Origin of the sequence: Streptomyces sp. NPDC047515 (genome assembly GCF_040643055.1) — a bacterium.
In the GTDB taxonomy this organism is placed as follows: Bacteria; Actinomycetota; Actinomycetes; order Streptomycetales; family Streptomycetaceae; genus Streptomyces.
The window spans coordinates 196,176-218,462 of the sequence record NZ_JBEYTM010000007.1; the positions used below are offsets into that span (position 1 = coordinate 196,176).

General features: G+C 71.6%; 18 protein-coding genes and 2 pseudogenes. 8 read left to right on the plus strand and 12 right to left on the minus strand.

Annotated elements, in window-relative coordinates; translation table 11 throughout:
• The first annotated feature begins 161 nt into the window (after nucleotides 1-161).
• The 6 genes and pseudogenes from ABZ826_RS08690 (at nucleotide 162) to ABZ826_RS08715 (ending at nucleotide 5,338) form a co-directional block, all read left to right on the plus strand.
• Nucleotides 162-746 carry a sigma-70 family RNA polymerase sigma factor gene (locus ABZ826_RS08690; protein ID WP_361444288.1) on the plus strand — a complete coding sequence of 195 codons (585 nt, stop codon included), beginning with the start codon at nucleotides 162-164 and terminating at the stop codon, nucleotides 744-746.
• A pseudogene (locus ABZ826_RS08695) lies at nucleotides 743-1,506 on the plus strand (anti-sigma factor). The gene ABZ826_RS08690 and the pseudogene ABZ826_RS08695 overlap by 4 nt, the downstream one beginning before the upstream one ends.
• Before the next feature lie 28 nt (nucleotides 1,507-1,534).
• A pseudogene (locus ABZ826_RS08700) lies at nucleotides 1,535-2,638 on the plus strand (deoxyribodipyrimidine photo-lyase).
• A gap of 212 nt (nucleotides 2,639-2,850) precedes the next feature.
• Nucleotides 2,851-4,446 carry a molybdopterin-dependent oxidoreductase gene (locus tag ABZ826_RS08705; RefSeq protein ID WP_361444400.1) on the plus strand — a complete coding sequence of 532 codons (1,596 nt, stop codon included), beginning with the start codon at nucleotides 2,851-2,853 and terminating at the stop codon, nucleotides 4,444-4,446.
• Nucleotides 4,443-4,796: an ADP-ribosylglycohydrolase family protein gene (locus tag ABZ826_RS08710; protein ID WP_361444403.1), complete on the plus strand. Its 354-nt coding sequence runs from the start codon at nucleotides 4,443-4,445 to the stop codon at nucleotides 4,794-4,796. The genes ABZ826_RS08705 and ABZ826_RS08710 overlap by 4 nt, the downstream gene beginning before the upstream one ends.
• A 98-nt stretch (nucleotides 4,797-4,894) precedes the next feature.
• Nucleotides 4,895-5,338 (plus strand): SPW repeat protein, encoded by a 444-nt coding sequence (locus tag ABZ826_RS08715; RefSeq protein WP_361444291.1) that lies wholly within the window; start codon nucleotides 4,895-4,897, stop codon nucleotides 5,336-5,338.
• 91 nt (nucleotides 5,339-5,429) lie between these two features.
• On the opposite strand, the gene ABZ826_RS08720 is transcribed toward ABZ826_RS08715, so the two are convergent.
• The 5 genes from ABZ826_RS08720 to ABZ826_RS08740 all read right to left on the minus strand — a co-directional run bounded on the left by ABZ826_RS08720 (nucleotide 5,430) and on the right by ABZ826_RS08740 (nucleotide 12,124).
• Entirely contained in the window at nucleotides 5,430-6,503 is a 1,074-nt protein-coding gene (locus ABZ826_RS08720; RefSeq protein ID WP_361444294.1) for a DUF917 domain-containing protein, read from the minus strand.
• Nucleotides 6,496-8,091, minus strand: a complete 1,596-nt coding sequence (locus ABZ826_RS08725; protein ID WP_361444297.1) for a hydantoinase/oxoprolinase family protein — start codon at nucleotides 8,089-8,091, stop codon at nucleotides 6,496-6,498. Before ABZ826_RS08725 ends, ABZ826_RS08720 begins: the two co-directional genes overlap by 8 nt.
• Nucleotides 8,092-8,140: 49 nt before the next feature.
• Nucleotides 8,141-9,577, minus strand: coding sequence for a cytosine permease (locus ABZ826_RS08730; protein ID WP_361444300.1), 1,437 nt, complete (start codon nucleotides 9,575-9,577; stop codon nucleotides 8,141-8,143).
• Between the two features lie 97 nt (nucleotides 9,578-9,674).
• Nucleotides 9,675-11,015 (minus strand): hydantoinase/oxoprolinase N-terminal domain-containing protein, encoded by a 1,341-nt coding sequence (locus ABZ826_RS08735; protein WP_361444303.1) that lies wholly within the window; start codon nucleotides 11,013-11,015, stop codon nucleotides 9,675-9,677.
• Nucleotides 11,012-12,124 (minus strand): DUF917 domain-containing protein, encoded by a 1,113-nt coding sequence (locus tag ABZ826_RS08740; protein ID WP_361444306.1) that lies wholly within the window; start codon nucleotides 12,122-12,124, stop codon nucleotides 11,012-11,014. The genes ABZ826_RS08735 and ABZ826_RS08740 overlap by 4 nt, the downstream gene beginning before the upstream one ends.
• 88 nt (nucleotides 12,125-12,212) lie before the next feature.
• On the opposite strand from ABZ826_RS08740, the gene ABZ826_RS08745 reads away from it, so the two are divergent.
• Nucleotides 12,213-13,739: a helix-turn-helix domain-containing protein gene (locus ABZ826_RS08745; RefSeq protein WP_361444309.1), complete on the plus strand. Its 1,527-nt coding sequence runs from the start codon at nucleotides 12,213-12,215 to the stop codon at nucleotides 13,737-13,739.
• Nucleotides 13,740-13,970: 231 nt separating this feature from the next.
• Nucleotides 13,971-15,071, plus strand: coding sequence for an LLM class flavin-dependent oxidoreductase (locus ABZ826_RS08750; RefSeq protein ID WP_361444312.1), 1,101 nt, complete (start codon nucleotides 13,971-13,973; stop codon nucleotides 15,069-15,071).
• Between the two features lie 172 nt (nucleotides 15,072-15,243).
• On the opposite strand, the gene ABZ826_RS08755 is transcribed toward ABZ826_RS08750, so the two are convergent.
• The 7 genes from ABZ826_RS08755 to ABZ826_RS08785 all read right to left on the minus strand — a co-directional run bounded on the left by ABZ826_RS08755 (nucleotide 15,244) and on the right by ABZ826_RS08785 (nucleotide 22,286).
• Nucleotides 15,244-18,078 carry a DEAD/DEAH box helicase gene (locus ABZ826_RS08755; RefSeq protein WP_361444315.1) on the minus strand — a complete coding sequence of 945 codons (2,835 nt, stop codon included), beginning with the start codon at nucleotides 18,076-18,078 and terminating at the stop codon, nucleotides 15,244-15,246.
• Between the two features lie 44 nt (nucleotides 18,079-18,122).
• Nucleotides 18,123-19,031, minus strand: coding sequence for a diacylglycerol kinase (locus ABZ826_RS08760; RefSeq protein WP_361444318.1), 909 nt, complete (start codon nucleotides 19,029-19,031; stop codon nucleotides 18,123-18,125).
• Nucleotides 19,032-19,048: 17 nt separating this feature from the next.
• The gene (tatC, locus tag ABZ826_RS08765; protein ID WP_361444321.1) at nucleotides 19,049-19,999 is read right to left on the minus strand and encodes a twin-arginine translocase subunit TatC; all 951 of its coding nucleotides are present in this window, start codon (nucleotides 19,997-19,999) and stop codon (nucleotides 19,049-19,051) included.
• 64 nt (nucleotides 20,000-20,063) lie between these two features.
• Nucleotides 20,064-20,354: a Sec-independent protein translocase subunit TatA gene (gene tatA, locus ABZ826_RS08770; protein ID WP_361444324.1), complete on the minus strand. Its 291-nt coding sequence runs from the start codon at nucleotides 20,352-20,354 to the stop codon at nucleotides 20,064-20,066.
• Between the two features lie 426 nt (nucleotides 20,355-20,780).
• A complete protein-coding gene (locus ABZ826_RS08775; protein ID WP_361444327.1) occupies nucleotides 20,781-20,978 on the minus strand; it encodes a hypothetical protein in 198 nt (65 codons plus the stop codon).
• A 62-nt stretch (nucleotides 20,979-21,040) separates the two neighbouring features.
• Entirely contained in the window at nucleotides 21,041-21,310 is a 270-nt protein-coding gene (locus ABZ826_RS08780) for a hypothetical protein (protein WP_361444330.1), read from the minus strand.
• Nucleotides 21,311-21,329: 19 nt separating this feature from the next.
• Complete coding sequence (locus tag ABZ826_RS08785; RefSeq protein ID WP_351079204.1) at nucleotides 21,330-22,286, minus strand: WYL domain-containing protein; 957 nt, start codon at nucleotides 22,284-22,286, stop codon at nucleotides 21,330-21,332.
• Between the last annotated feature and the right edge of the window lies 1 nt (nucleotide 22,287).

Consider the following 22,287-nt stretch of genomic DNA (forward strand, 5'->3'; position numbering starts at 1 on the left):
TCGAATACTCGTGAGCGAACATATCGCGTTCACCCGGACGCGTCAACCACGATGTATCGCGAAATGAGCCCGGCGTGGAAGGATTTCGCGCAAACCAATCCGCGCCGCCGTCGGCTCCGGATCACCCGGAGAGCAGACGCGCGATCAGGGAGGAAACCCGCGTGAAAGAAGCCGTGTACATCGGCGCCGCGCCCTCGGCGGGGCCCGATCTCCAGGAGCTTCTGGGGATGGTCGCCCGAGGGGACCAGGACGCCTTCGCCGAGGTGTACGACGAGGTCAGCGGGCCGGTCCTCGGACTGGTGCGGAGCGTGCTGCGCGATCCCGCCCAGTCGGAGGAGGTCGCGCAGGAGGTGCTGGTCGAGGTGTGGCGCACAGCCCCTCGGTTCCGGGCCGCCCGCGGCAGCGCGATGAGCTGGGTGCTGACCCTGGCCCATCGCCGGGCCGTGGACCGGGTGCGCTCGGCCGAGGCGTCGGCGGCCCGCGAGCACAGGGCCGCACTGCTGGACCGCACGCCCGCCTTCGACGAGGTCACCGAGCAGGTCGAGAGCCGGCTGGAGCGCGAGCAGGTCCGCCGCTGCATGCGGACCCTCTCCGAACTGCAACGACAGTCCGTGACCCTCGCGTACTACCGGGGGCTGACGTATCGCGAGGTGTCGGAGTTGCTCTCCGTACCGCTCGGGACGATCAAGACACGCCTGCGCGACGGACTGATCCGGCTGCGCGACTGCCTCGGGGTGAGCACATGAGCAACGCCGAACTGCACACGCTGACGGGGGCGTATGCCCTGCACGCGCTGCCGGACGCCGAGCGCGACGAGTTCGAACGGCATCTCGGCGACTGCCGGGCCTGCGCCGTCGAGGTACGGGAGCTGTCCGGGACCGCCACCCGGCTCGGGCTCGCGGCGGCCGGAATCCCGCCTCGCGACCTGCGCGAACGGGTGCTGCGGGAGATCGCGACCGTACGGCAGGAGTCACCGTCGGACGTCCGGCGGTCGCACACCGGGGCAGCGCGAACCGGACGGGCCGGTGGCCGAGGTTCACCCTCGCCGCCTGTCTGGCGGCCGCCGCCGGATTCGGCGGGATCGCCGTGTGGCAGCATCAGGAGACCCGCAGCGCCCGGCAGGACGCCCGCGCCGCACAACGGCAGAACGAGCAGCTGACCCAAGTCCTGGCAGCACCGGACGCCCGTGCCGGGTCCCGCACGCTCGCGGGCGGGGCGAGGGGCACCGTGATCGTTTCGGAGAAGGAGAACCGCGCCGTCTTCCTGGCGTCGGGCATGCGGGAACCACCCGTCGGCAAGGTGTACCAGCTGTGGTTCGACGACGCGGGCACCATGCGTTCCGCGGGCCTCATGAACGCGGCGAACACCTCGACGACGCAGTACGCGACGCTGCTGGACGGCCCTGTCGACCTGGCCTCCGGCATAGGCATCACCGTGGAACCGGCCGGCGGGTCCGCCCGACCGACATCTGCGCCGGTGGCCCTGCTGACCTTCCCGGCCGCCTGACCCACCCTTCGCTGAGAGGTGCTCGACCATGAACGTCTCGGTGGCACTGTTCACCTCGGATCTACGGCTGCACGACAACCCCGTACTGCACGCCGCGCTGCGCGACGCGGATCGTGTCGTCCCCCTCTTCGTACGGGACGCCTGCATTCGCCGGACCGGCTTCGACGCACCGAACCGGCGGGCGTTCCTCGCCGACTGTCTGGCCGATCTCGACGCGGAGCTGCGCCGGCGCGGTGGCCGGCTGATCGTCCGCGACGCGGAGGCCGTGGCCGGCGTCCTCGCCGTGGTCATGGAGACCGGCGCGCGCAACCTGCACATCGCTGGCGGGGTGGCCGGGGTCTCCCCCGGGCTCGCCAGGGGCGGCGAGAGGGCCGGACGTCGGCTGCTGTCGTCCTGGCTGAACGGCCCCGTGGCCGACTACGAGAGCGGCCACGACGATCTGGCCGGCGACGCGACCTCCAGGCTCTCCCCCCATCTCCACTTCGGCACTCTCTCGGCGGTGGAAGTGATCGACCGGGCGCGACAGCGGGGCGGGCCGGGCGCCGACGCGTTCGTGCGGCAGCTGGCGTGGCGGGACTTCCATCACCAGGTGCTCGCCGCCCGGCCGGACGCCGCCTGGGACGACTACCGTCCACGGCACGACCGTTGGCGGTCCGACGTGGACGAGATCGAGGCCTGGCGCACGGGACGCACCGGCTACCCGGTGGTCGACGCGGCGATGCGGCAGCTGGCGCACCAGGGCTGGATGCACAACCGGGGGCGCATGCTGGTGGCGAGCTTCCTCACCAAGACGCTGTACGTGGACTGGCGGGTCGGTGCCCGGCACTTCCTGGACCTGCTGGTCGACGGGGACCCGGCAAACAACCAGCTCAACTGGCAGTGGATGGCCGGTACCGGCACCGACACCCGCCCCAACCGGATCCTGAACCCGGTGGTCCAGGGCAAGCGGTTCGATCCGAGCGGGGCCTAAGTGCGCCGCTGGGTGCCGGAGCTCGCCGAGGTGGCGGACGGCGAGATCCATGAGCCGTGGAAACTGACCGGTCCGCGCCGGTCCGCGATCGACTACCCGGATCCGCTCATCGACCTCGCGGAGGCACGCGCCCGGTTCGAACGGGCGCGGGGCCTGGACTGACAGGGCGGCAGGGGAACGAACCCGGATGACGCCCGTTCCGAACGGCTCGGTGGTGTCGTCCCCGGTGACGGTCCGCCACGCCAGGGGTCCGCCGATCGTGAGCATTCCGTGGTCCAAGGAACTCACACCCATTCGGGTGATGAACCAATCCGTCCGGCTTCCGGCGACGAATCCCGGTCGTGAGTGAAGACCGAGACGATTCGCAGCAGGCCGTGGCCGCACGGTCCGGGCGGTCCCGCCGGGCACGCGCAGCTCTCGCCGCGCTCAGCGGCCTGATCGCCGGGTTCTGCGCCCTGGCCGTCGCCGAACTGGTCGCGGCTGTCGTACGTCCCGAGGCAGGACCGGTCACGGCGGTGGGCGGTGCGGTGATCGACCGCACTCCCCCGGCCGTGAAGGACTTCGCCGTGAGGAACTTCGGCACCGACGACAAGCTGGTGCTCCAGCTCGGCATTCTGGTCCTCCTGGCGTTGTTCGCCGCAGGAATCGGAATGCTGGCGCTGCGGCACGCTCGGCTCGGTTCCGCCGCCGTCCTGGTCTTCGGTCTGGTCGGGGCGGTGTCGGCGGTGGGACGTCCGGAAGGCGCACCGGCCGACGCCCTGCCCTCGGTGGTGGGTGCCCTGGTGGCCGCAGGCGTGCTGTATCTCCTGGTCGGACGGCTCGCCCCGGTTCCGCGTCCCTCTCCCGCGGCTGGGGAGAGGGACGCGGAACCGCAAGGCACCTTCGACCGGCGCGGCTTCGTGGTCGCGGCGACCGCGGCGGCGGCGGCCTCGGCGGGCGCGGGACTCCTGGGACGGCGGCTCACGTCATCCGTCCAGGCCGGGGCCGCCGCCTCACGTCACAACCTGGTCCTCCCGGTACCCGATTCCGCCGCACCGGCCATCCCGCCGGGCGCCGATCTCAGGATCCGGGGGCTGAGCTCCTTCATCACCCCCAACAAGGACTTCTACCGGGTGGACACCGCTCTGGTCGTACCCCAGGTCGACGCCGGCGAATGGCGTCTGAGGATCCACGGAAAGGGTGTCGCGCGGCCGGTGGAGATCGGTTTCCAGGATGTGCTGCGCCGCGAGATCATCGAGCGGGACGTCACGCTCGCGTGTGTGTCCAACGAAGTCGGCGGACCCTTGGTCGGCAACGCCCGGTGGATCGGTGTACGGCTGGCCGATCTGTTGCGCGAGGCCGGCGTGCGCCCCCCGTCGAAGGGCGGTCCGGCCGACCAGATCGTGGCGCGTTCCGTCGACGGCATGACGATCGGCACACCGGTCGAGACGGTGATGGACGGGCGCGACGCGATGCTCGCTCTCGGCATGAACGGCGAGCCGTTGCCCTTCGAGCACGGCTTTCCGGTCCGGATGATCGTTCCCGGCCTCTACGGATACGTGTCGGCCTGCAAGTGGATCAAGGACATCGAGCTCACCACGTTCGCCGCCTACGACGCCTACTGGGTCGAACAGTCCTGGTCGCAGCAGGCACCGATCAAGACCGAGTCACGGATCGACACCCCCCGCCCGTTCGCCTCCCCGAAGGCCGGCATCGTGCCGGTGGCCGGGGTCGCCTGGGCCCAGCACCGGGGCATCTCCCGGGTCGAGGTCCGGGTGGACGGCGGGGACTGGCACACGGCCCGGCTGGCCGCCGCGGACAGCCGTGACACCTGGCGTCAGTGGGTGTGGGAGTGGCCCGCCACCTCCGGCCGGCACACCCTGGAGGTCCGCGCCACCGACGGGACCGGCGCCACCCAGACCGGCGACCGCGTCGGCACCGTACCCAATGGTGCGACCGGCTGGCACTCGGTGGTGGTCGACGTGCCCTGAGCCGGGGCACACGCCGATCGCATGGACCGCTCCTCGGAGCACGGCTCACCACGCCCCAGAACTGTCACTTGGCCGAGGACCCGGTCGCGACGGCCGCCTCATTCGAGAACGCCCTGGCCGTGGCGGTCGACGTCGGTGGTGACACGGACACGGTCGCGGCGGTGACCGGTGGCCTGGCGGGGGCGGTGTGCGGCTTCGCCGCGATTCCGCAGTGCTGGACCGGGCCCCTGCATGTACCGCTGCCGGGACACGGGGACCGCGTGCTGCGGACCGCCGATCTGGCGACCCTCGCCCGACGGCTGGACGCGGGCCCGCCCGTTGCGGATTCGACGGACATCCGCACGCCTTGAATCTACACATAAGGGTGAGATAAGCGCAGAATGGACATGCAGGCCGCTCAGCGCACAGAACGGAAGCCGGGTCTGCACGAGCGAAGGAGACGAACCCCATGTCGAACCTCTCGCACACCGGCCGTGACATGGCCAGTCACCCCGATGTTTCCGAAATGCGCGACCGCTACGCCCGAATGCTCGGTGGCCGTGACGTGGCCCTCGTGGACGCACCGGTGTTCCTCATCGGTCTGTACTGCGCCATCTCGCCCTGGGTGCTCCACTTCACGACAACTCAGCCCACACTCGTGGCGCACAACCTGATCATGGGCATCGCGATCGCGGCGCTGGGCCTCGGGTTCACCGTCATGCCGGAGCGGATGTACGGCCTGAGCTGGGCCATCTGCGCGATCGGTGCCTGGATCATCGCCTCGACGTGGGTCGTCGGCAGCGGCCCGGGCCTCAGCGTCATCCTCAACAACGTCATCATCGGCGGACTGACCGTGCTGCTGGGTCTGGTCTGCGTGGGCGCGTCGATGAAGACCGGCAGGAAGACGGTCTGAGACAAGGCGCCCCGGCCGGTCCGCGTGAAGCGGACCGGCCGTCGGCGGACGGGAGCGGCGGCACCGGTCCGACGCCCGGGTCCGTGGGTGGTCAGGCCTGCCGGAACGGGAGGTAGTCCACGTCGTACCCGAAGTACCTCGGCCCGGCGAGGGCCAGACCGCCCGGGGTGGTCCAGCGCGGGTCACAGGGGGCCGCGAGGACACTGACACGCAGGCCGTAGCGCAGGCCCTCCGTCGTCACCGGGTCACCGGTGTCGGTGTCCAGCACACAGATGAGGTCGGGCGTGGTGGCGACCGTCTCGCCGTCGCGGGTGGCGAGCAGGTGCTCGTTCTGGAAACCGAGTTCCAGGACCCGGCCCGCGTCGTCGCCGATGCCCTCGATGCGAGCGCCGCCGCGGGCGAAACCGCCCTGGGTGCGGCGGCTGACGTCGACGACCTTGCCGGTCAGCAGATGGGTGCCGGACAGCATGGCACGGGCCGCGTCCACCGGGTCGGTGTGCGCCGCGCGCGCCTCACGGACGGCCGCGCCGAGACGTTCGGCGAGCGTCATCGTGGCCGGGACGAGACCGTCGGCGAGCTGATCCCCCCGCATCACGGTGTCGGCGCTGGAGATCTGACAGCCGAGCTCCACGCAGACGGCTCGGGCGATGCGCTCGGCGGCGTGGTTGGAGACGGCGTCGACGATGATGCTGTTGCCCTTGTCGTCGGCGAGCGCCATCGGCGTGTTGGCCACTCCGATCAGGCCGGGCAGCACCATCTGCGCCTCGGGAAACGCGCGGCCCATGGCATCGCCGTCGACCAGCGGCAGCCCCGCCTGCGCGGCGCAGGCGATGGGCAGCATGGAGTTGACGCCGCCGACCTCGATCGGTGCGATGTGGGTGGCGGGGCGGCCGATGTGCTTCTCCAGGGCACGCAGCGCCGCGACTTCCTCGCCGCCGGCCGGGACGCGTTCCAGCAGCACCGTCGGCGCGCCCATGCCCGAGACGGGTACGACGGTCGCGTCGGCCGGCACCTCGTCGAAGGCGACGAGCCGGACCGGGCCGTACGCGCGGATGGCCTCCCGGGCCAGCAGCTTGCCGATGTACGGGTCGCCGCCCCCGCCGGTGCCGAGGATGCCCGCGCCGCGCGCGATGTCGTCCAGGTTGTCGAGGTTGATCTCACGCATGTGACGCTGCTCCATGGGTGTCGCGCGCCCCGGCCGGGGCGCGGGTGCTGCCGATGCCGTTCAGGTCGAGGTCCCCGACCGCCTTGACCCGGATGCGGGTCGCGCCGCCCGGCAGATAGGCGAGCGGCACCTCCTCCACGTCGACGATGCGGACCGTGCCGGGCCTGGCGCCCGCGCTCTCGGCCCGCGCCACGGCCTCCTCGCGGGCCTCGGCGAGTACGGAGTCGCGACGCCCCTCGGGGACCTGGAAGACCCGGTCCACCTCTCCGCCGACCTGGGCGATGGCGGCGCCCACCGCGTTGGCGACGTCGAAGTGGCGGGGGCGGCGCACATCGTCGAAGCCGGGCAGCGCCGAGGGCACCAGCACGCTGCCGCCGCCCACCGCGACGACCGGCAGCGGGCCCGCCGAGGTGCGCATCCGGTCGACGGTCTCGGCCAGCCGCTCCGCGATCCGGTCGAGGGCGCGGGCGGTGAACTCGCGGTCCAGATGGGCGACTCGCGAGCGGTCGCCGATGTCGGCGCGGCCCGCCGCGACCGCGAGATCGGTCGCCGTCAGGGTGCTGCCGCCGAAGACGAGCGCCTCCTCGGTGAGCCGGAAGCCGACCGAGCGGGGGCCCGTCTCGCCGTCGGCCGCCACCAGGGATCCGCCGCCGATACCGAGCGAGAGGACGTCGGGGATACGGAAGTTGGTGCGGATGCCCGCGGCCTCGCTCTCGCCCGCCGCCTCGCGCGGGAAGCCGCCGGCCAGTATGCCGACGTCCGCGGTCGTGCCGCCGACGTCCACGACCGCGCAGTCGCCGAGACCGGAGAGGAACGCGGCGCCGCGCATCGAGTTGGTGGGCCCGGAGGCGAAGGTCGCCACCGGGTAGGCGCGGGCGAAGTCCACGTCCATCAGGGTGCCGTCGTTCTGCGACAGGAAGAACGGGGCGGTCAGCGAGACCTCGGCGAGCGACTTGGCGAAGGACTCCACGATCGCGGTCGCCAGGTCCCGCAGGGCAGCGTTGATGATCGTGGCGTTCTCGCGGGCCAGCAGCCCGACCCTGCCCAGTTCGTGCGAGAGCGAGAAGTGGACGCCGGGTCCCAGCTCCGCGCCGAGGATCTCGGCGGCGCGGCGCTCGTCGTCCTCGGCGACCGGGGAGAACACCGACGAGACGGCCACCGAGGTCAGTCCGCGAGCGGCGATGTCGGCGGCGGTGCGCTTCAGTTCCTCCGGGTCGAGCGGCGACAGCGGCCGTCCGTCGAACTCCCGTCCGCCGTGGCAGAGATAGCCGTGTCCGCCGACGGCCGCCCGCTGGCGCTCGGGCCAGTCGGTCATCGGCGGCAGAGCGGCCGTCGCGGGCAGGCCGAGGCGTACGGCGGCGACGGGTGCGAGGCGGGCGCCCTCGATCAGGGCGTTGAGGAAGTGGGTGGTGCCGATCATGACGGCGTCGACGGAGTCCATCGGCGGGTCGAGCGCCCGGATCGCCGCGGTGACACCGGAGGTGATGTCGGAGGTGGTGGGGGTCTTCGCGGTCGCGATGATCCGGTCGTCGTCCCCCAGGAGGGCGGCGTCGGTGTTGGTGCCTCCGACGTCGATTCCGATGCGCATGGTGTGTCCGTCTTTCGTAGGGGGTGGGGTTTCGAGTGGGGCGTACGGGTCAGGCGGTGGCCTTCGACGACCAGGCCGTGCCCGCCTCCGCCTCGATCGCCGCGGCAGGGCGTGCGGGCTGGTCGAACGGCAGTTCCCGGGCGCCACGCACCAGGCCGAGCTTGCCGAGGACGACATAGCCGAGCCCGGCCAGCAGCAGGGAGTTGAGCGCCGGGATCCCCCACCACTGGTAGTGGTCCCCGAGCCAGCCGAACAGGGACGCGGCGGCCCACAGGACGATCGTGGCCGGAACCCAGCCGGGTTCCGTCTCGGGCAGCCGTCCGAGGGAGCGGGACGCGTCGAGTTGCGGGCGCCACTTCTTCACCACGAAGTACTCGGCGACCATGATCCCGGCGACCGGCGGGGTGAGGACGCCGAGCACCGTCAGGAAGTCGGTGAAGCGATCCAGGATTCCGGCCGCGGCGGCGAGGCTGCCGAGCACACCGATCATGACGGTCGTACCGACCCGGTTCAGCCGGACCTTGAAGAGCGCCTCGACGGCGCCGATCAGACCGAGCGAGGACGAGTACAGATTCCAGTTGTTGATCTTCACGGTGGCGGAGACCAGGACGATGACGCCGATGACGCCGGAGGAGGACGTGATGATGGCGATCAGGTCGGAGGACTTCACCGCGTAGGCGAGCAGCACACCGCCGAGGCCCAGGACGTACTCGCCGAGGCTGATGCCCACGACGGTCTGCTTGACGACATCGCCGGTGTTGCGGTTGAAGCGGGTCATGTCGGGGGTGGTGACGGCACCGACGATGTACGAGCCGGCGACTATCGTCGCGCCGGTGGCGATGGACATGTGGGCGCCGAACGGCGCGGACGCCACCAGATCGCCGATGTTGTGCCGGGAGAACTCGACCATCATCGCCCAGCCCGCCAGGCCCAGGAAGGCGGGGACGGTGACGAACGCGGTCCAGCCCATGGCGCGGAAGCCGCGCAGCACGAGCGCGGTGACCCCGAGTCCGCAGATCAGGCACCACGCCCAGACGGGCAGCGCGGGGACGATGGAGTGCAGTCCGGCCGCGAACACGGCCGTCTGCACACCGAACCAGCCGAAGAGGCTGACCGCGATGACGAGTCCGATGAGGGTGGAGCCGTAACGTCCGAAGCCGGTCCAGCGGACCAGCATCGAGGTGGACAGGCCCTCCCGCATACCGGCGATGCCGACGAAGATGCAGACGATCTCCAGGATCACCGAGCCGAGCGTGAACGCCCAGAACGCGCCCCAGAAGGAGAGCCCGGCGCCGAGCGCGGCGCCCAGCAGGAACTGGGTCAGGTCGGAGAGCTGGCCGAAACGCTGCACGGCGACGTTGAACCAGGAGTAGCGGGCCGCGCGCGGCACCCGCTCCAGCGGGTAGTCGTCGTCCGCCTGCGACTCCTGTCGCTCCGGCTGCTGGTGCGCGGATGGCTGTGGATGCACATCGAACTGCTGGGTCATGGGGACAGTCCTTGGGTGGGCGGGGCGGGCAGGAGGGCGCAGCAGCACGGCACCGGGCTGCTCCGAGCGGGAGAAAGCGGGGAGTGGGGAGCGGGGTTCAGAGCGGGAGTGGCGGTCCTGCGGCTCGTGCGCGAAGGAGCACCGCACCCGGCAGATAGGGCACCGGCAGGTCCGGCTCCGCGTGGGTGTGCACGCGCCGGGGATCGGCCCCGGCCCGTACGGCACCGGCGCGGGCCAGGTCCCGCACCTCGTCGCGCACGGCGTCGAGGCGGCGGCCGGGTCCCCGGCGGACGATCCGGTCGTACTGCCCGCCGACCGGGCTGGCCGCCGCGCCGAACGCCCCGGCGACGCCGCCGTGTTCGGGGCGTACGACGTCGAATCCGGTGAGGACGCGGCCTGGCACGCCGCCCGCCCCGCCACCGACCAGGATCAGCGGGAGGAGGCCGGCCGAGGGGCGCATCCGGTCGGCCGCCTCGGCCAGTTCGCGGTGTGCGTCGGCGCCCACGGTGATCAGGTCGGGGAAGCGCAGAGTGACCGGGACGCCGCCGATGCGCTCGCCGGGACCGGCTTCCTGCGGGTAGCCGCCGGTCAGGGCGCCGACCCGGGCGCGGAGTTCACCGATGTCGGCGACCACGGCGTCGCGGAGTCCGGCCAGGAGTCCGGCGCCGCGGATGGTGCAGGCCGGACCGCTGCCCAGGCTGAGTCCGGGCTGGCGGCGCAGATACTCCAGGCTCATCAGCGTGCCGTCGCTGCGGGTGACGAGGACAGCGGCACCGGGGGCGAGGCCGAGGCCCGGGAGGGTGGCGGTCAGTTCGTCGGCGACCCGCGCCACGAGCACGGACAGCGCCGCGTCGAGGACCGTGGCGTTCTCGCGGGCCAGCAGGTCGAGGGTGCCGACGTCGCTGGAGAGCAGAACGGTCGTGTCCGGGCCCGTCTCGGCACGCAGGATCTCTGCGGCTTCCCGCTCCTGACTGCCGTCGACGGGCGAGAACACGGCGGTGACGGCGAAGGCCTGGGCGCGGCCCGCGAGTGCGGCGCCGAACCGGGCGACGGCGTCCCGGTCGAGCGGTGTGGTGTCACGCGGTGCGAGGCCCCCGCCGCCCGCGACGTTCGCGGTGCCGGCGCACACGGCGTCGCGCAGCGCCTCGGGCCAGCCGAACAACGGCCGCACGGCGTCGGCCGCAGAGCCCCCGACGCGCAGCACTCCGACCCGGGCCAGTCCGTCCTGCTCCCGCACCGCACGGGCGGCGACCCGCAGACCCACCGCGAGCTGGGTGGCCCGGCGGCGCGGTTCGGCGGGCAGCGCACCGACGGCGGCGGCGAGCGACCCGACGGCGTCACCGGGGATCGAGGGCACCTTGACGGCCCGTACCGCCCGGTCGCCGTCGAGGAGGACGGCATCGGTGTTGGTGGGTCCGACATCCACTCCGAGGATCACGGGGTACCTCCCCGCGAGGGGCGGCCGTCGGTGCTCGAAGAGCCGTCCCGCACACGTCCACGGGGTCCTGGAGAACCGCCGGACCCGCCGTCGGCTCCGAGGCCTGCGAGGCCTGCGAGGCCGAAGGCGGACGGACCTGCCAGGCGCAGGCCGTTCGGCGTGTACCAGGCCGGGGCGGAGGACATCGTGACGAGATGGACGCGCAGACCGTAGCGGACCTCCTCGACCGGGACGGCCCAGCCCGTCGTTACGTCGACCAGCGCGATCACGTCCGGCACGATGGCGAGCGGCGTGCCGTCCTCCAGGGCCGCGACGAATTCACTGCGGGCCTCGACGAGCACCAGCCGTCCCGCGTCCGGGCCCGCGCCCTCCAGCAGGACGCCCGTCGCGTCGTCACCGTCGGCGTCCTCGGTGGCGTATCTGCGGACCGAGGAGACCTTGCCGGTGAGCAGCGGTGCGGGCCCCTCACCGCGGCCGAGGGCGAGTGCGCGCGTGACCGATCCGGCGACGGCGTACCGGGCCGCCTGCCCGGCTGTGAGGGGATAGTCGGTGGAGGCGGCACGCCCGCCGAAGGCGACGACGGCGGCGCGGGCGAACTGTTCGAGGTGCGCGCCGTCCACCTCGTCGACGACGACGGTGTGGCCGTGTTCGTCGGCGAGGACGGCCGGTCCCGGGCGCAGCCCGGCGAGTTCCAGGACGTTCTGGTCCATGCGGGGAAAGGCGCGCCCCATCGAGTCGGCGTCGAGCAGCGGCAGGCCCAGCCGGGCCGCCCAGGCGACGGCCACACAGCCGTTGAGGCCGCCGATCTCGCTGCTCATCACCGCGGTCACCGGCGCACCGTGCAGCGCCTCGAAGCGGGCACGCAGGCGTGCCGGCTCGTCCCGGCCGCCGAGCCGCTCGGCGGCGACCGCGGGCGAACCCACGAGCCCGACGGGCATGACGAGCGCGTCCGCGGGCAGTGTGGCCGGGTCGACGACGGACACCGGACCGCACTCCTCGATCGCCTGTCCGGCGACGGGAAGGGTCACATCGGCGGGTCCGCCGCCCCCTGATCCCAGGACGGCACAGCCCCGCGCGAAGTCGGCGAGTGCTCCGGCGTCCACGTTCATGAATCCAGCCTAGGGAGACGGAACGCGCCCCGAATGGGCCATTGACCCATGATTGAGCGGGTCGATGTGCTTCGGGCACACTGGACGCATGCCGAGCATCCTGGAACTCCTCTCCTCCCCCGGACTGGACGAGGTCCGCCCGCTGGTGGGCCCGCTCGACGCGGTGGACGTCACAGGGGTACGTCTGGAGCCGCGCCCGGACCGGCTCGCCGCCATGCCCACCGGGACGATCGCCGTGCTGCTGACGCCGGTGCCGGGGCATCTGCTGGATGTGGCGGTGCGGGACGCTGCGGCGGCCGGGGCCGCCGCGCTGGTCCTGACCGGCGTGACGCAGGCACCCCACGGGCTGCCCGCCGAGGTGACGGCCACGGCGCGGGCGCTCGCCGAGCGGGGCCGCGTCGCGGTGCTGTACACGGACGGGGATCTCGCCGCGCTCGTGGTGGCCGTGGAGCGGGCGGTGGCCGGGTCCGCGGCCGACGCGCTGGCCCGGGTCGCCGCAGCGGCGCGGGAGGTGACGACCGTCGCGGGTGACCCGGACCGGGTGGCCGCGGCGGCGGCCCGCGCCCTCGGCGTACCGGTGGAGCTGCGGACGGCGGGTCCGGGCGAGGAGGGTGCCGCCGCTGCGGGCCCGGACGGCGAGATCCGGCTCGCGGCCCCGGCCCGCCCCGGTCACGCGGGAGCGGCGGTGCGCTCCGTCCTCGCGCTGGCGGCCCTCGCTGCGGCGGGCGGCGGCCACGGCGACGTCCCCGTGCGCTCCCGCGGCCGGCTGCTGGCCGAGCTGCTCGTGGCGCCGCAGGACCAGGCCGCCCGTTTGGCCGCGCGGGGGCGGGCGCTCGCGCTGCCCGTGGACGGCTGGCACATCGCGCTGCGGGTGGAGGCGGGCGGCCTCGACGCGACGGACCGGCCGAAGGCCCTGGACGCGGTGATGTCCCAGGCGCTGACCCTGCTGCGGACCTGGGACCAGCCTGGGACGCCTCCCGGCACGCCCGCTTCCCCGCCCCCGGACACCGTTCAGTGGAACGCCGCCCTGGTCGACGACGCCCTCGTCCTGCTGAGCACCTGGCCCGCCGATCCGGGGGCGGACGGGCGGCACGCCACTTTGGCCCGTGCCCGGCGTGTGGTGGACCGGCTGGCCGGACTGCGTCCGGAGGCCGGGTTGAGATGCGGTGTGGGCTCACCGCACCGGGGCCCGCTGGGCATCCGCACCTCCGCCCGTGAGGCCCGCGCGGTCGTACCGCGTGACGCGGGGCCCGCGGTGGCCGCCCATGACGCGGTGGGCCTCGACCGCATGCTGCTGGAGTGGTACGCCTCGGACACGGCGCGCGAGGCGGTGGCCGAACTCCTCGCCCCGGTCCTGGCGTTGGGTCCGGAGCGGGCCGAGCCACTGCTGCGCACGCTCCAGGGGTACCTGGACCACAACAACTCGCCCGCCCGTGCGGCACAGGCCCTGCATCTGCACCGGAACGCGGTGGGCGCCCGCATCCGCAAGATCGTCCAGCTCACGGGCGCCGATCTGAACGAGCCGGATGTCCGCCTCGCGCTCCAACTGGCCTGTCGCGCGGGCCTGTCCACGCACCCCGTCGAGCCGTCCGCGCCACCGGCCGCCGGGCCCTGACACCCGCGATCCCCCGAGCTCCGGCGGGCGTGCCCGGGTCGTGGACACCGGAATCGGTTGACGTGGCACCAACACGCCTGTTCCACTGGGCAGATGCGCCCTCAGCTGCGGCTGGTCACCCGTGACCACATCGACTTCGGTCGAGTGTGGTCCGCCTCGTGTTGTTCCTGACGGCTCCGACGTCAGCACTTCACACGACCGGTTTCCCGCAGCACGAGATGAGGCTTCGCCATGCCCGTCGAGTTTCTCGGCATCGCAGCAACCAACGAAGGTTCCGAGGTGACAGCCCGCTCCGGGGCGTCCTTCGACAAGGAGTACACGCTCGAACTGGCCCGCGCGCACGAGGACCACGGCTGGGACCGGGTGCTGTTCGCCTACGGGTCCGGCTCCCCCGATCCATCCCCGGCCGCGGCCTACGTCGCGGCGCGCACCGAGAAGCTCCAGATCCTGGTCGCGCACCGTCCCAACGTCTCGTACCCGACGTTCGCGGCCAAGACCTTCGCGACCCTGGACCGGATCAGCGACGGTCGTCTCGCCGTGCACTTCATCACCGGTGGCAACGACCACGAGCAGCAGCGCGAGGGCGACTTCCTCACCAAGGACGAGCGGTACGCGCGCACCCGTGAGGCCATCCAGATCATCAAGAAGGCATGGACCTCGCACGAACCCTTCGACCATGAGGGCGCGCACTACCGCTTCAACGACTTCGTGAGCGACACCTTCCCCGTGCAGCAGCCGCATCCGCGTGTCTCGTTCGGGGGTTCCTCACCGGCGGCGTACGCGGCCGGGGGCGCGGAAGCCGGCATCTACTGCCTGTGGGGCGAGCCGCTGGCCCGGACCGCGGAGCAGATCGCGTCGGTGAAGGCGGCGGCACAGGCGGCGGGCCGCACGAACGTACCGAAGATCCAGGTCGCCTTCCGGCCGATCATCGCCCCGACCGAGGAACTGGCCTGGGAGAAGGCCCACCGAACGCTGGCACGGATCAAGGCCCGCAAGGCCGGCGCGCCGTTGAGCCGCCGCCACCCGTTGAACAGCCCGGAGAACGCCGGCTCCCGACGGCTTCTGGCGGTGGCCGCCGAGGGGGAGCGCCACGACCGGGCGCTGTGGACGCCGACCGCGGCGGAAACCGGTGGGGCCGGCAATTCGACGGCCTTGGTGGGCACCCCGGAGACGGTCGCGCAGGCGCTGCTCGACTACTACGACCTGGGCGTGGAGATCCTGTCCGCCCGCGGCTACGACCTGCTGGACGACGCCATCGACTTCGGGCGGCATGTCATCCCGATCGTCCGCGAGGAAGTGGCGAAGCGGGACGCGGCCCGTACAGCAGCGTAGTACCGGTGGTGCCGGGCGGCCCGGCGAAGCCCGTCCCCGCCCGGCGCCTTTCGGCCCTCTCTCGCCCGGCGGGGACGGGCCGGCCCGCCGCAGGCTCACCCACGGCTGAGAGCCTGTCGGGCGGCCTCTGACCGGGCGGCCACGCCCCGCAACGCCGCAGCCCTGTGGGGCCTCACCCCACGGAGCTGTAGGCCACGACCCCCCGCAACACCTCATCCACCGCCTTGCGCGCGCTCCGCCCCACGGAACTCCCCTCGCGCGGGGCCGCGGCCGCGATCTGCCCCAGCACGTCGATCACTTGCTTGCACCACCGCACGAAGTCCCCGGCGGGCATGTCAGCCTCGCCCAACACCTCGTCCAGCGTCCGTCCCGACGCCCACATGTAGACGGCCCAGGCGAACCCCAGATCGGGTTCGCGTTGCCCGACCCCCTCCGCCTGGTTGATCTTGAATTCCTCCTCCAGGGCATCGAGCCGACCCCAGATCCGGACCATCTCGCCCAACGCCGTCTTCGCGGGCCCGGACGGCAGCTTGGGCGCGACCGCGTCGTCGGCCTGCCGTGCCTCGTACACCAACGCCGAGACGCACGCAGCGAGTTCGGCGGGGTTCAGGCCCTCCCACACCCCGGCCCGCAGGCACTCGCTCGCCAGCAGATCCAGCTCGCCGTAGAGCCGCGCGAGCCGCCGCCCGTGCTCGGTGACCTCATTGCCGCGCAGGTAGTCGAGCTCGGTGAGCAGCGCGACGATCCGGTCGAAGGTGCGGGCGATGGTGTTCGTCCGCCCTTCGATCCGCCGCTCCAGCTGCCTGGTGTCGCGCTGCAGCCGGTGGTAGCGCTCGGCCCAGCGCGCGTGGTCCTCACGCTCGTCGCAGCCGTGACAGGGGTGTGCGCGCAACTCCGCCCGGTAGCGGGCGATCTCACGGTCGTCGGCCGCGGCGGAGCGCTCCTTGCGGTGCCGCTCGGGCACGATGTGCCCGGCCTTGGTTCGCAGCGCGGAGGCCAGATCGCGACGTGACTGCGGTGAGCGCGGATTGAACGACTTCGGCACCCGCATCCGTTCCAGGGCCGCCACCGGAACGGGGAAGTCGATGGAGGCGAGCCGCTTGACCTGACGCTCCGAGGTCAGCACCAACGGCCGTGGTCCGTCGTGGTATTCAAGCCCGCGGTGCCCGTGCCCGTTGGTGCGGCCCGCGGACAGCCCCGGGTCCAGGACCAGTGCCAGTCCGGCGAACTTTCCGGTGGGCACATGGATGACATCGCCGGGCTTGAGCTTCTCCAGGGACGCCGCGGCGGCGGCCCGCCGCTGCGAGGCGCCCTGCTTGGCGAGCTCGTTCTCCCGCTCCTTGAGATCGCGACGCAGTCGCGCGTACTCCTCGAAGTCACCCAGGTGGCAGGTCATGCCCTCCCGGTACCCCTCCAGCCCCTCTTCGTTCCGCTGGACCTGCCGGGAGATCCCGACCACGGACCGGTCGGCCTGGAACTGCGCGAAGGAGGTCTCCAGCAGCTCGCGCGAACGGTGCCGCCCGAACTGATGCACCAGGTTGACGGCCATGTTGTACGAAGGCCGGAAGCTGGAGCGCAGCGGGTACGTGCGCGTGCCCGCGAGTCCGGCCAGCGCCCCCGGGTCCATGCCGCGCTGCCACAGCACCACCGCATGACCTTCGACGTCGATGCCGCGCCGCCCGGCCCGGCCGGTCAGCTGCGTGTACTCGCCGGGAGTGATGTCGGCGTGCTGCTCGCCGTTCCACTTGACGAGCTTCTCCAGGACGACCGAGCGCGCGGGCATGTTGATGCCGAGGGCGAGGGTCTCCGTCGCGAAGACGGCCTTGACGAGGCCTCGTACGAACAGTTCCTCGACGACTTCCTTGAAGGTGGGCAGCATGCCCGCGTGGTGCGCGGCGATGCCCCGCTCCAGCCCCTCGAGCCATTCGTAGTAGCCCAGGACGTGGAGGTCCTCGCCGGGGATGGACGCGGTCCGCTCCTCGACTATCTCGCGGACCAGGCGGCGCTTGTCCTCGTCGTTGAGCCGCAGTCCGGCGTGCAGACACTGCTGCACGGCGGCCTCGCAGCCGGCCCGGCTGAAGATGAAGGTGATGGCGGGGAGCAGCCCCTCGGCGTCCAGCCGGTCGATGACCTCGGGCCTGGCCGGGGTCCAGATCCGGCTGCGCTGGCGCCGCTCGCGCTCACGGTCCGCCTCACGGACCATCTTGCCGCGCCGGCGTTCCCGCGGGTTGTATCCCCGCTGGTTCTCCATCCGGGCGAGCCGCACGAGGTCGGGGTTGACCTCACGGCGCCCCGTGCCCCGGCCGCCGTGATCGGTCTCCTCCTCGAAGAGGTCGTACATCCGGCGGCCCGCGAGCACGTGCTGCCAGAGCGGCACGGGGCGGTGCTCGGAGACGATGACCTCGGTGTCACCGCGGACCGTGTCGAGCCAGTCGCCGAACTCCTCGGCATTGGACACGGTCGCCGACAGTGACACCAGGGTCACGGAGTCCGGGAGGTGAATGATCACTTCCTCCCACACGGCGCCCCGGAAGCGGTCGGAGAGGTAGTGCACCTCGTCCATCACCACGTAACCCAGGCCACGCAACGCCTGCGAGCCCGCGTACAGCATGTTCCGCAGCACCTCGGTGGTCATCACAACCACGGGGGCGTCGCCGTTGACACTGTTGTCCCCGGTCAGCAGACCGACCTTGTCCGGTCCGTAGCGCTTGACCAGATCGGTGAACTTCTGGTTGGACAGAGCCTTGATGGGGGTGGTGTAGAAACACTTGCGGCCCTGTTCGAGGGCGAGATGCACCGCGAATTCGCCGACGATCGTCTTGCCCGAGCCGGTGGGGGCGGCGACGAGCACCCCCTTGCCGGCCTCCAGCGCCTCACATGCCTCGATCTGGTAGGGGTCCAGATCGAACTCGTACAGCTCGCGGAAGGGCGCGAGTGCGGTGGCCAGCTCGGCGGCGCGGATCCGAGAAGCCTGGTATCGCTCAGCTGGTGAGAGGTCCTCTGTCATCTTGCCTACGAGCCTACCCGCCACCACCGACAGTGACGCGATCTTTAAATCCCGCCGGGAGAACCCGGGGCCAGCACTCTCACCGCACCCGGTACACAGGTCGCGGTGAGCGGCAGCGCCCCGAGTTGCTCACCGTCCGCGTACGCGGTGACACCGGCCGCGGCGAGCTCGATCGAGGTGACCCGGTGCACGGTGACCTGGGGGTGATCGAGGTGCGTCCCCTTGTAGACGCGGGGGAAGACCTTGAGGAGTGTGGTGCGGCTGCAGTCCCCGACGACGGTCACGTCGAAGAGGCCGTCGTCCATGGCGGCGTCCGCACAGATCCGCATGCCTCCGCCGTAGGTCGATCCGTTGCCGACGGCGATGAGCGTGGCCTCGATCTCCCGGACCGGTCCGCCGTCCAGCCTGACGCCGTACGGGATGGGCTTGAACGCGGCGAGTTCGGCGAGGATCGCGAGGTCGTACTTGAACCGTCCGCCGACCCAGCGCATCCGGTTGCCCCGGTCGTTGACCCGGGAGTCGAAGCCGGAGGCGAGCACGGAGCCGAACCACCGCTCACCGACCCTGCCGAGGTCGACCTCGCGGACGGCACCGCCCTTGAGCGCCTGGGCGGCCAGCCGTCCGGCAGCGGCGGGATCCCGTATCGGCATCCCGAGCGCGCGGGCGAAGTCGTTACCCGTCCCCACAGCGACGACTCCGAGCGGGGTCGTCGTCCCGGCAACGGCCTGCAGGGCGAGGGACATCATGCCGTCCCCGCCCACCGCTATCAGCGCGCCGGTCCCTCCGGCGACGGCCTCGCGGGCCCGTCGCAGCGCGTCGTCGGCGTCCTCGCCGAGAACCGTGCGTACGGAGAATCCGGCGTCCCGCAACGCGGAAGCGGCCGGCTGCGCGGCGCGCGCGCCCCGGCCGCTGCCTGCGGTGGGATTGACGAAGAGGGTGATCTCGCTGGTCACCCGGGGACCCTACAAGGTCAGGTGATGTCGTCGTAACCGTTGACCCGGTCATGGTCCGAGTTCGCCTGGTTGGGCAACGAACGGCTGGACGGGACCGGTTCGATCTCACCGATGTCCTCGGGGGTGAGGTCCAGCTCCGACGCCTCGTCGTCGGCGGGCCCCGCCGCCGCGAGCTCTGCCTTGCGGCGGTCGTTGAGGAGCGAGATCACCGTGGCCACGAAGTAGAGCACCCAGATCGGTCCGGCGAGCATCAGCATGGTCATCGGGTCGGTGCTGGGGGTGGCCACCGCGGCGAAGACCGTGATGCCCATGATCATGCCCCGCCACCAGCCGAGCATCCGCTTGCCGGTGATGATCCCGCCGAAGTTCAGCATGACGAGCAGCAGCGGCAGCTCGAAGGAGAGCCCGAAGACCACCACCATGCGCGTGATCAGATCGAGCAGTTCATCCAGCGGCAACTGGTTGTCGACGCCGCCCGGCGAGAAGTCCAGGAGCACCCGCGCCATCGTGGGCAGGGTCTTGTACGCGAAGAATCCGCCGGCGAGGAAGAGCGGGAAGCCGGCGCCGACGAAGGCGAGCGAGTACTTCTTCTCGTGCTTGTGCAGTCCCGGCGCGACGAAGGCCCACAGCTGGTAGAGCCAGACCGGCGAGGCAAGGACGATGCCTGCCATCAAGGAGACCTTGAGTGCGAGGGTGAACGGGGTGAGCAGACCGTTCAGGACGATACGCGCACACGTACCGTCCTCCCTCTTGGCGAGTTCGGCGAAGCTCGACTCGCAACCGACCGATTTCAGTACCGGGTCGGTGAAGAGCTCGATGATCCCCCTGTAGAAGAACGCGGCCACGATGGTGACTACGACGATCCCCAGCAGACCCTTCGCCAGCCGGTTACGCAGTTCACGCAGGTGCTCCACCAGGGGCATGCGGCCCTCTGGGTCCGTCTCCTGCTTGCGGGCAGACTTGAGCAACCCACGTCCTCATCTCGTGCAGCAGGCCGTCACCGATCAGGGGATGCCTGCGTCGGCCCGTTGGTCAGCGCTTGGTGGAGTCGGTCGGCTCTGCGACCGGACGCGAACTGGTCACGTCACCCGGCGCCGCCTTGATGGTGCGCGGGGCGGCCTGGTCCTGGGTGGTGTCGGTCGCCGGCTCGGCCGGGGTGGCCGACGGGCTGCCCTCGGACTTCATGGCCTTGGCCTCGCTCTTGAGGATGCGGGCCGACTTTCCGAGCGAGCGAGCCATGTCAGGAAGCTTCTTCGCGCCGAACAGCAGAACAATGACGACGAGGATCAGGATGATCTCGGGAGCGCCGAGCCTTCCGAACATATGCGTGTACCTTCTCACCGAGGCAGCAGGGGTGGGGCGGACCGAACGTCGGACCGGCGTCCGATCGTCGTACTGTCAGCGATCGTATCCCGCAGGAGTAAACGCAGGGCAATACCCATGCATCCTTGCGATTACGGCCCATGCCTCGCTCTCAGGGCCGCGTTCAGCAGAGTACCCCCCGAACCCGGGAAACTGGAGGTCGCGCCCGCGCCGATCCATCGGCCCAGCTCACAGACTCGTACGAACGTGAGACCGATGGGCCCCAGTGCTGTGACCGGGAAGGTTCACCGGGCTCGCGACGCCCGGCACGACACCTCGCCGCGTTGTCGCATCACCCGCGTGCGCCCGGCACGAGGGCGATCCTCCGTCTGCGACGCACCGCACCTGACGTCGCACGCTGATCCACCACGGATTGCGGGACAGCCCTTAGCGAAGCGCTTCACCCGTGGCGGCAAAATCCGTCGCAGCCCGTTCGAGATCCTCGGCCGCCCGGTTGATGCGCTGGGTGGTCCGGGTCACCTGACTGCCCAGGCGCTGGGCCTCGACGAAGACCTTGACGGCCAGCACCCCGAGGACGGCGATCCCGAAGAACCCCAGGGCGATGGCGAGCATGGGCCAGAACATGCGCAGAGCCTCAATGTGTCTAGGTGTCCGAAGTTCCAAGGTCGACCGGCACGCCGGTCGACCTAAAGGCTGGTGTGGAGACGCAGCGTCCGCACCCCACCGACGGTGAGGAGCTCGACTATCCGTTCCCCGGCGGGCTTGCGGACGGCCGCGCCGCACGCCGGGCAGGTGAACGAGTAGAACGTCGTCCGGCGGCTGGCGCCCACGGCGAGACGGATGGCACCGGCGGCCAGTTCGAACCGTTCGCGACAGTCCGGGCATGCGGCCTTGAACCGTACGGATTCTGGCACCACCACGGTCGGAACGCCCGACACCACAGGCATGTTGCTCATATCTCCCTCGGGTATCCGCTCAGGCCGGGTCGTCGTAGGCGGCGAGCGCCGCACGGGCCGCTCTCCGCGCGCTCTGTGCCAGTTCCGGCGGGGAGACGATGCGGCCTTCTCCGCCGAGCCGCAGCGCGAGTCTGCGCAGCGAGGCCGGGTCGGGGGTACGCAGGGTGATCCGCAGCCCGCCGTCGGGCAGTTCCTGGGCGCTGTCGTGCGGATAGTACTCGGCGACCCACCGTCCGCCGGGCCCCACCTCCACCACGACCTCCGGGTCCTCGGCCGCCGGCTGGACGAGCCCTTCGGACAGATCCCGTAGTTCGAGCTCGGGCGGTGCGGCCGGTTCGTCCAGCAGCCGGATCTCGGCCACCCGGTCGAGCCGGAACGTCCGCCGGTCCTCGGAGGACCTGCACCAGGCCTCCATGTACGTGTGCCCCACGGCGAACAGCCGGATCGGGTCCACCTCGCGCTCGGTGAGTTCATCACGCGCGGGCGAGTAGTAGCGCAGCCAGAGCCGACGCCGCTCCGAGATCGCCCGGTCGACGTCGGCGAAGACACCGCCCTCGGACTCGAAGGTGACCGAGAGCCGCGAGCTCGCCGCCCCCACCTCGCCGGCCGCGGTCTCCAGCTTCGCGGTGGCCCGCAGCAGCGCCTGCCGGTCGCTCTCGCGCAGCCCCGGCAGCGTGGCCACGGCGCGTGCGGCGACCAGGAGCGCCGTCGCCTCGTCGGCCGCCAGCCGCAGCGGCTCCGCGACATCGTCCGGGTTGTGCCACCAGATCCGGTCGCCGTCGGTGTCGATGTCCAGCAGGTCCCCGCCACGGAAGCTCGTACCGCACATGGGCAGCACGTCGAGGTCCGAGATCAGTTCGTCCTCGCTGATCCCGAAGGCGCGGGCCACGTCCTGGACGTGGGCACCGGGGCGCTCGCGCAGATACGTCACCAGGGAGAGCATCCGGCGGGTCTGGTCGATCGCGTTCGTGGCCATG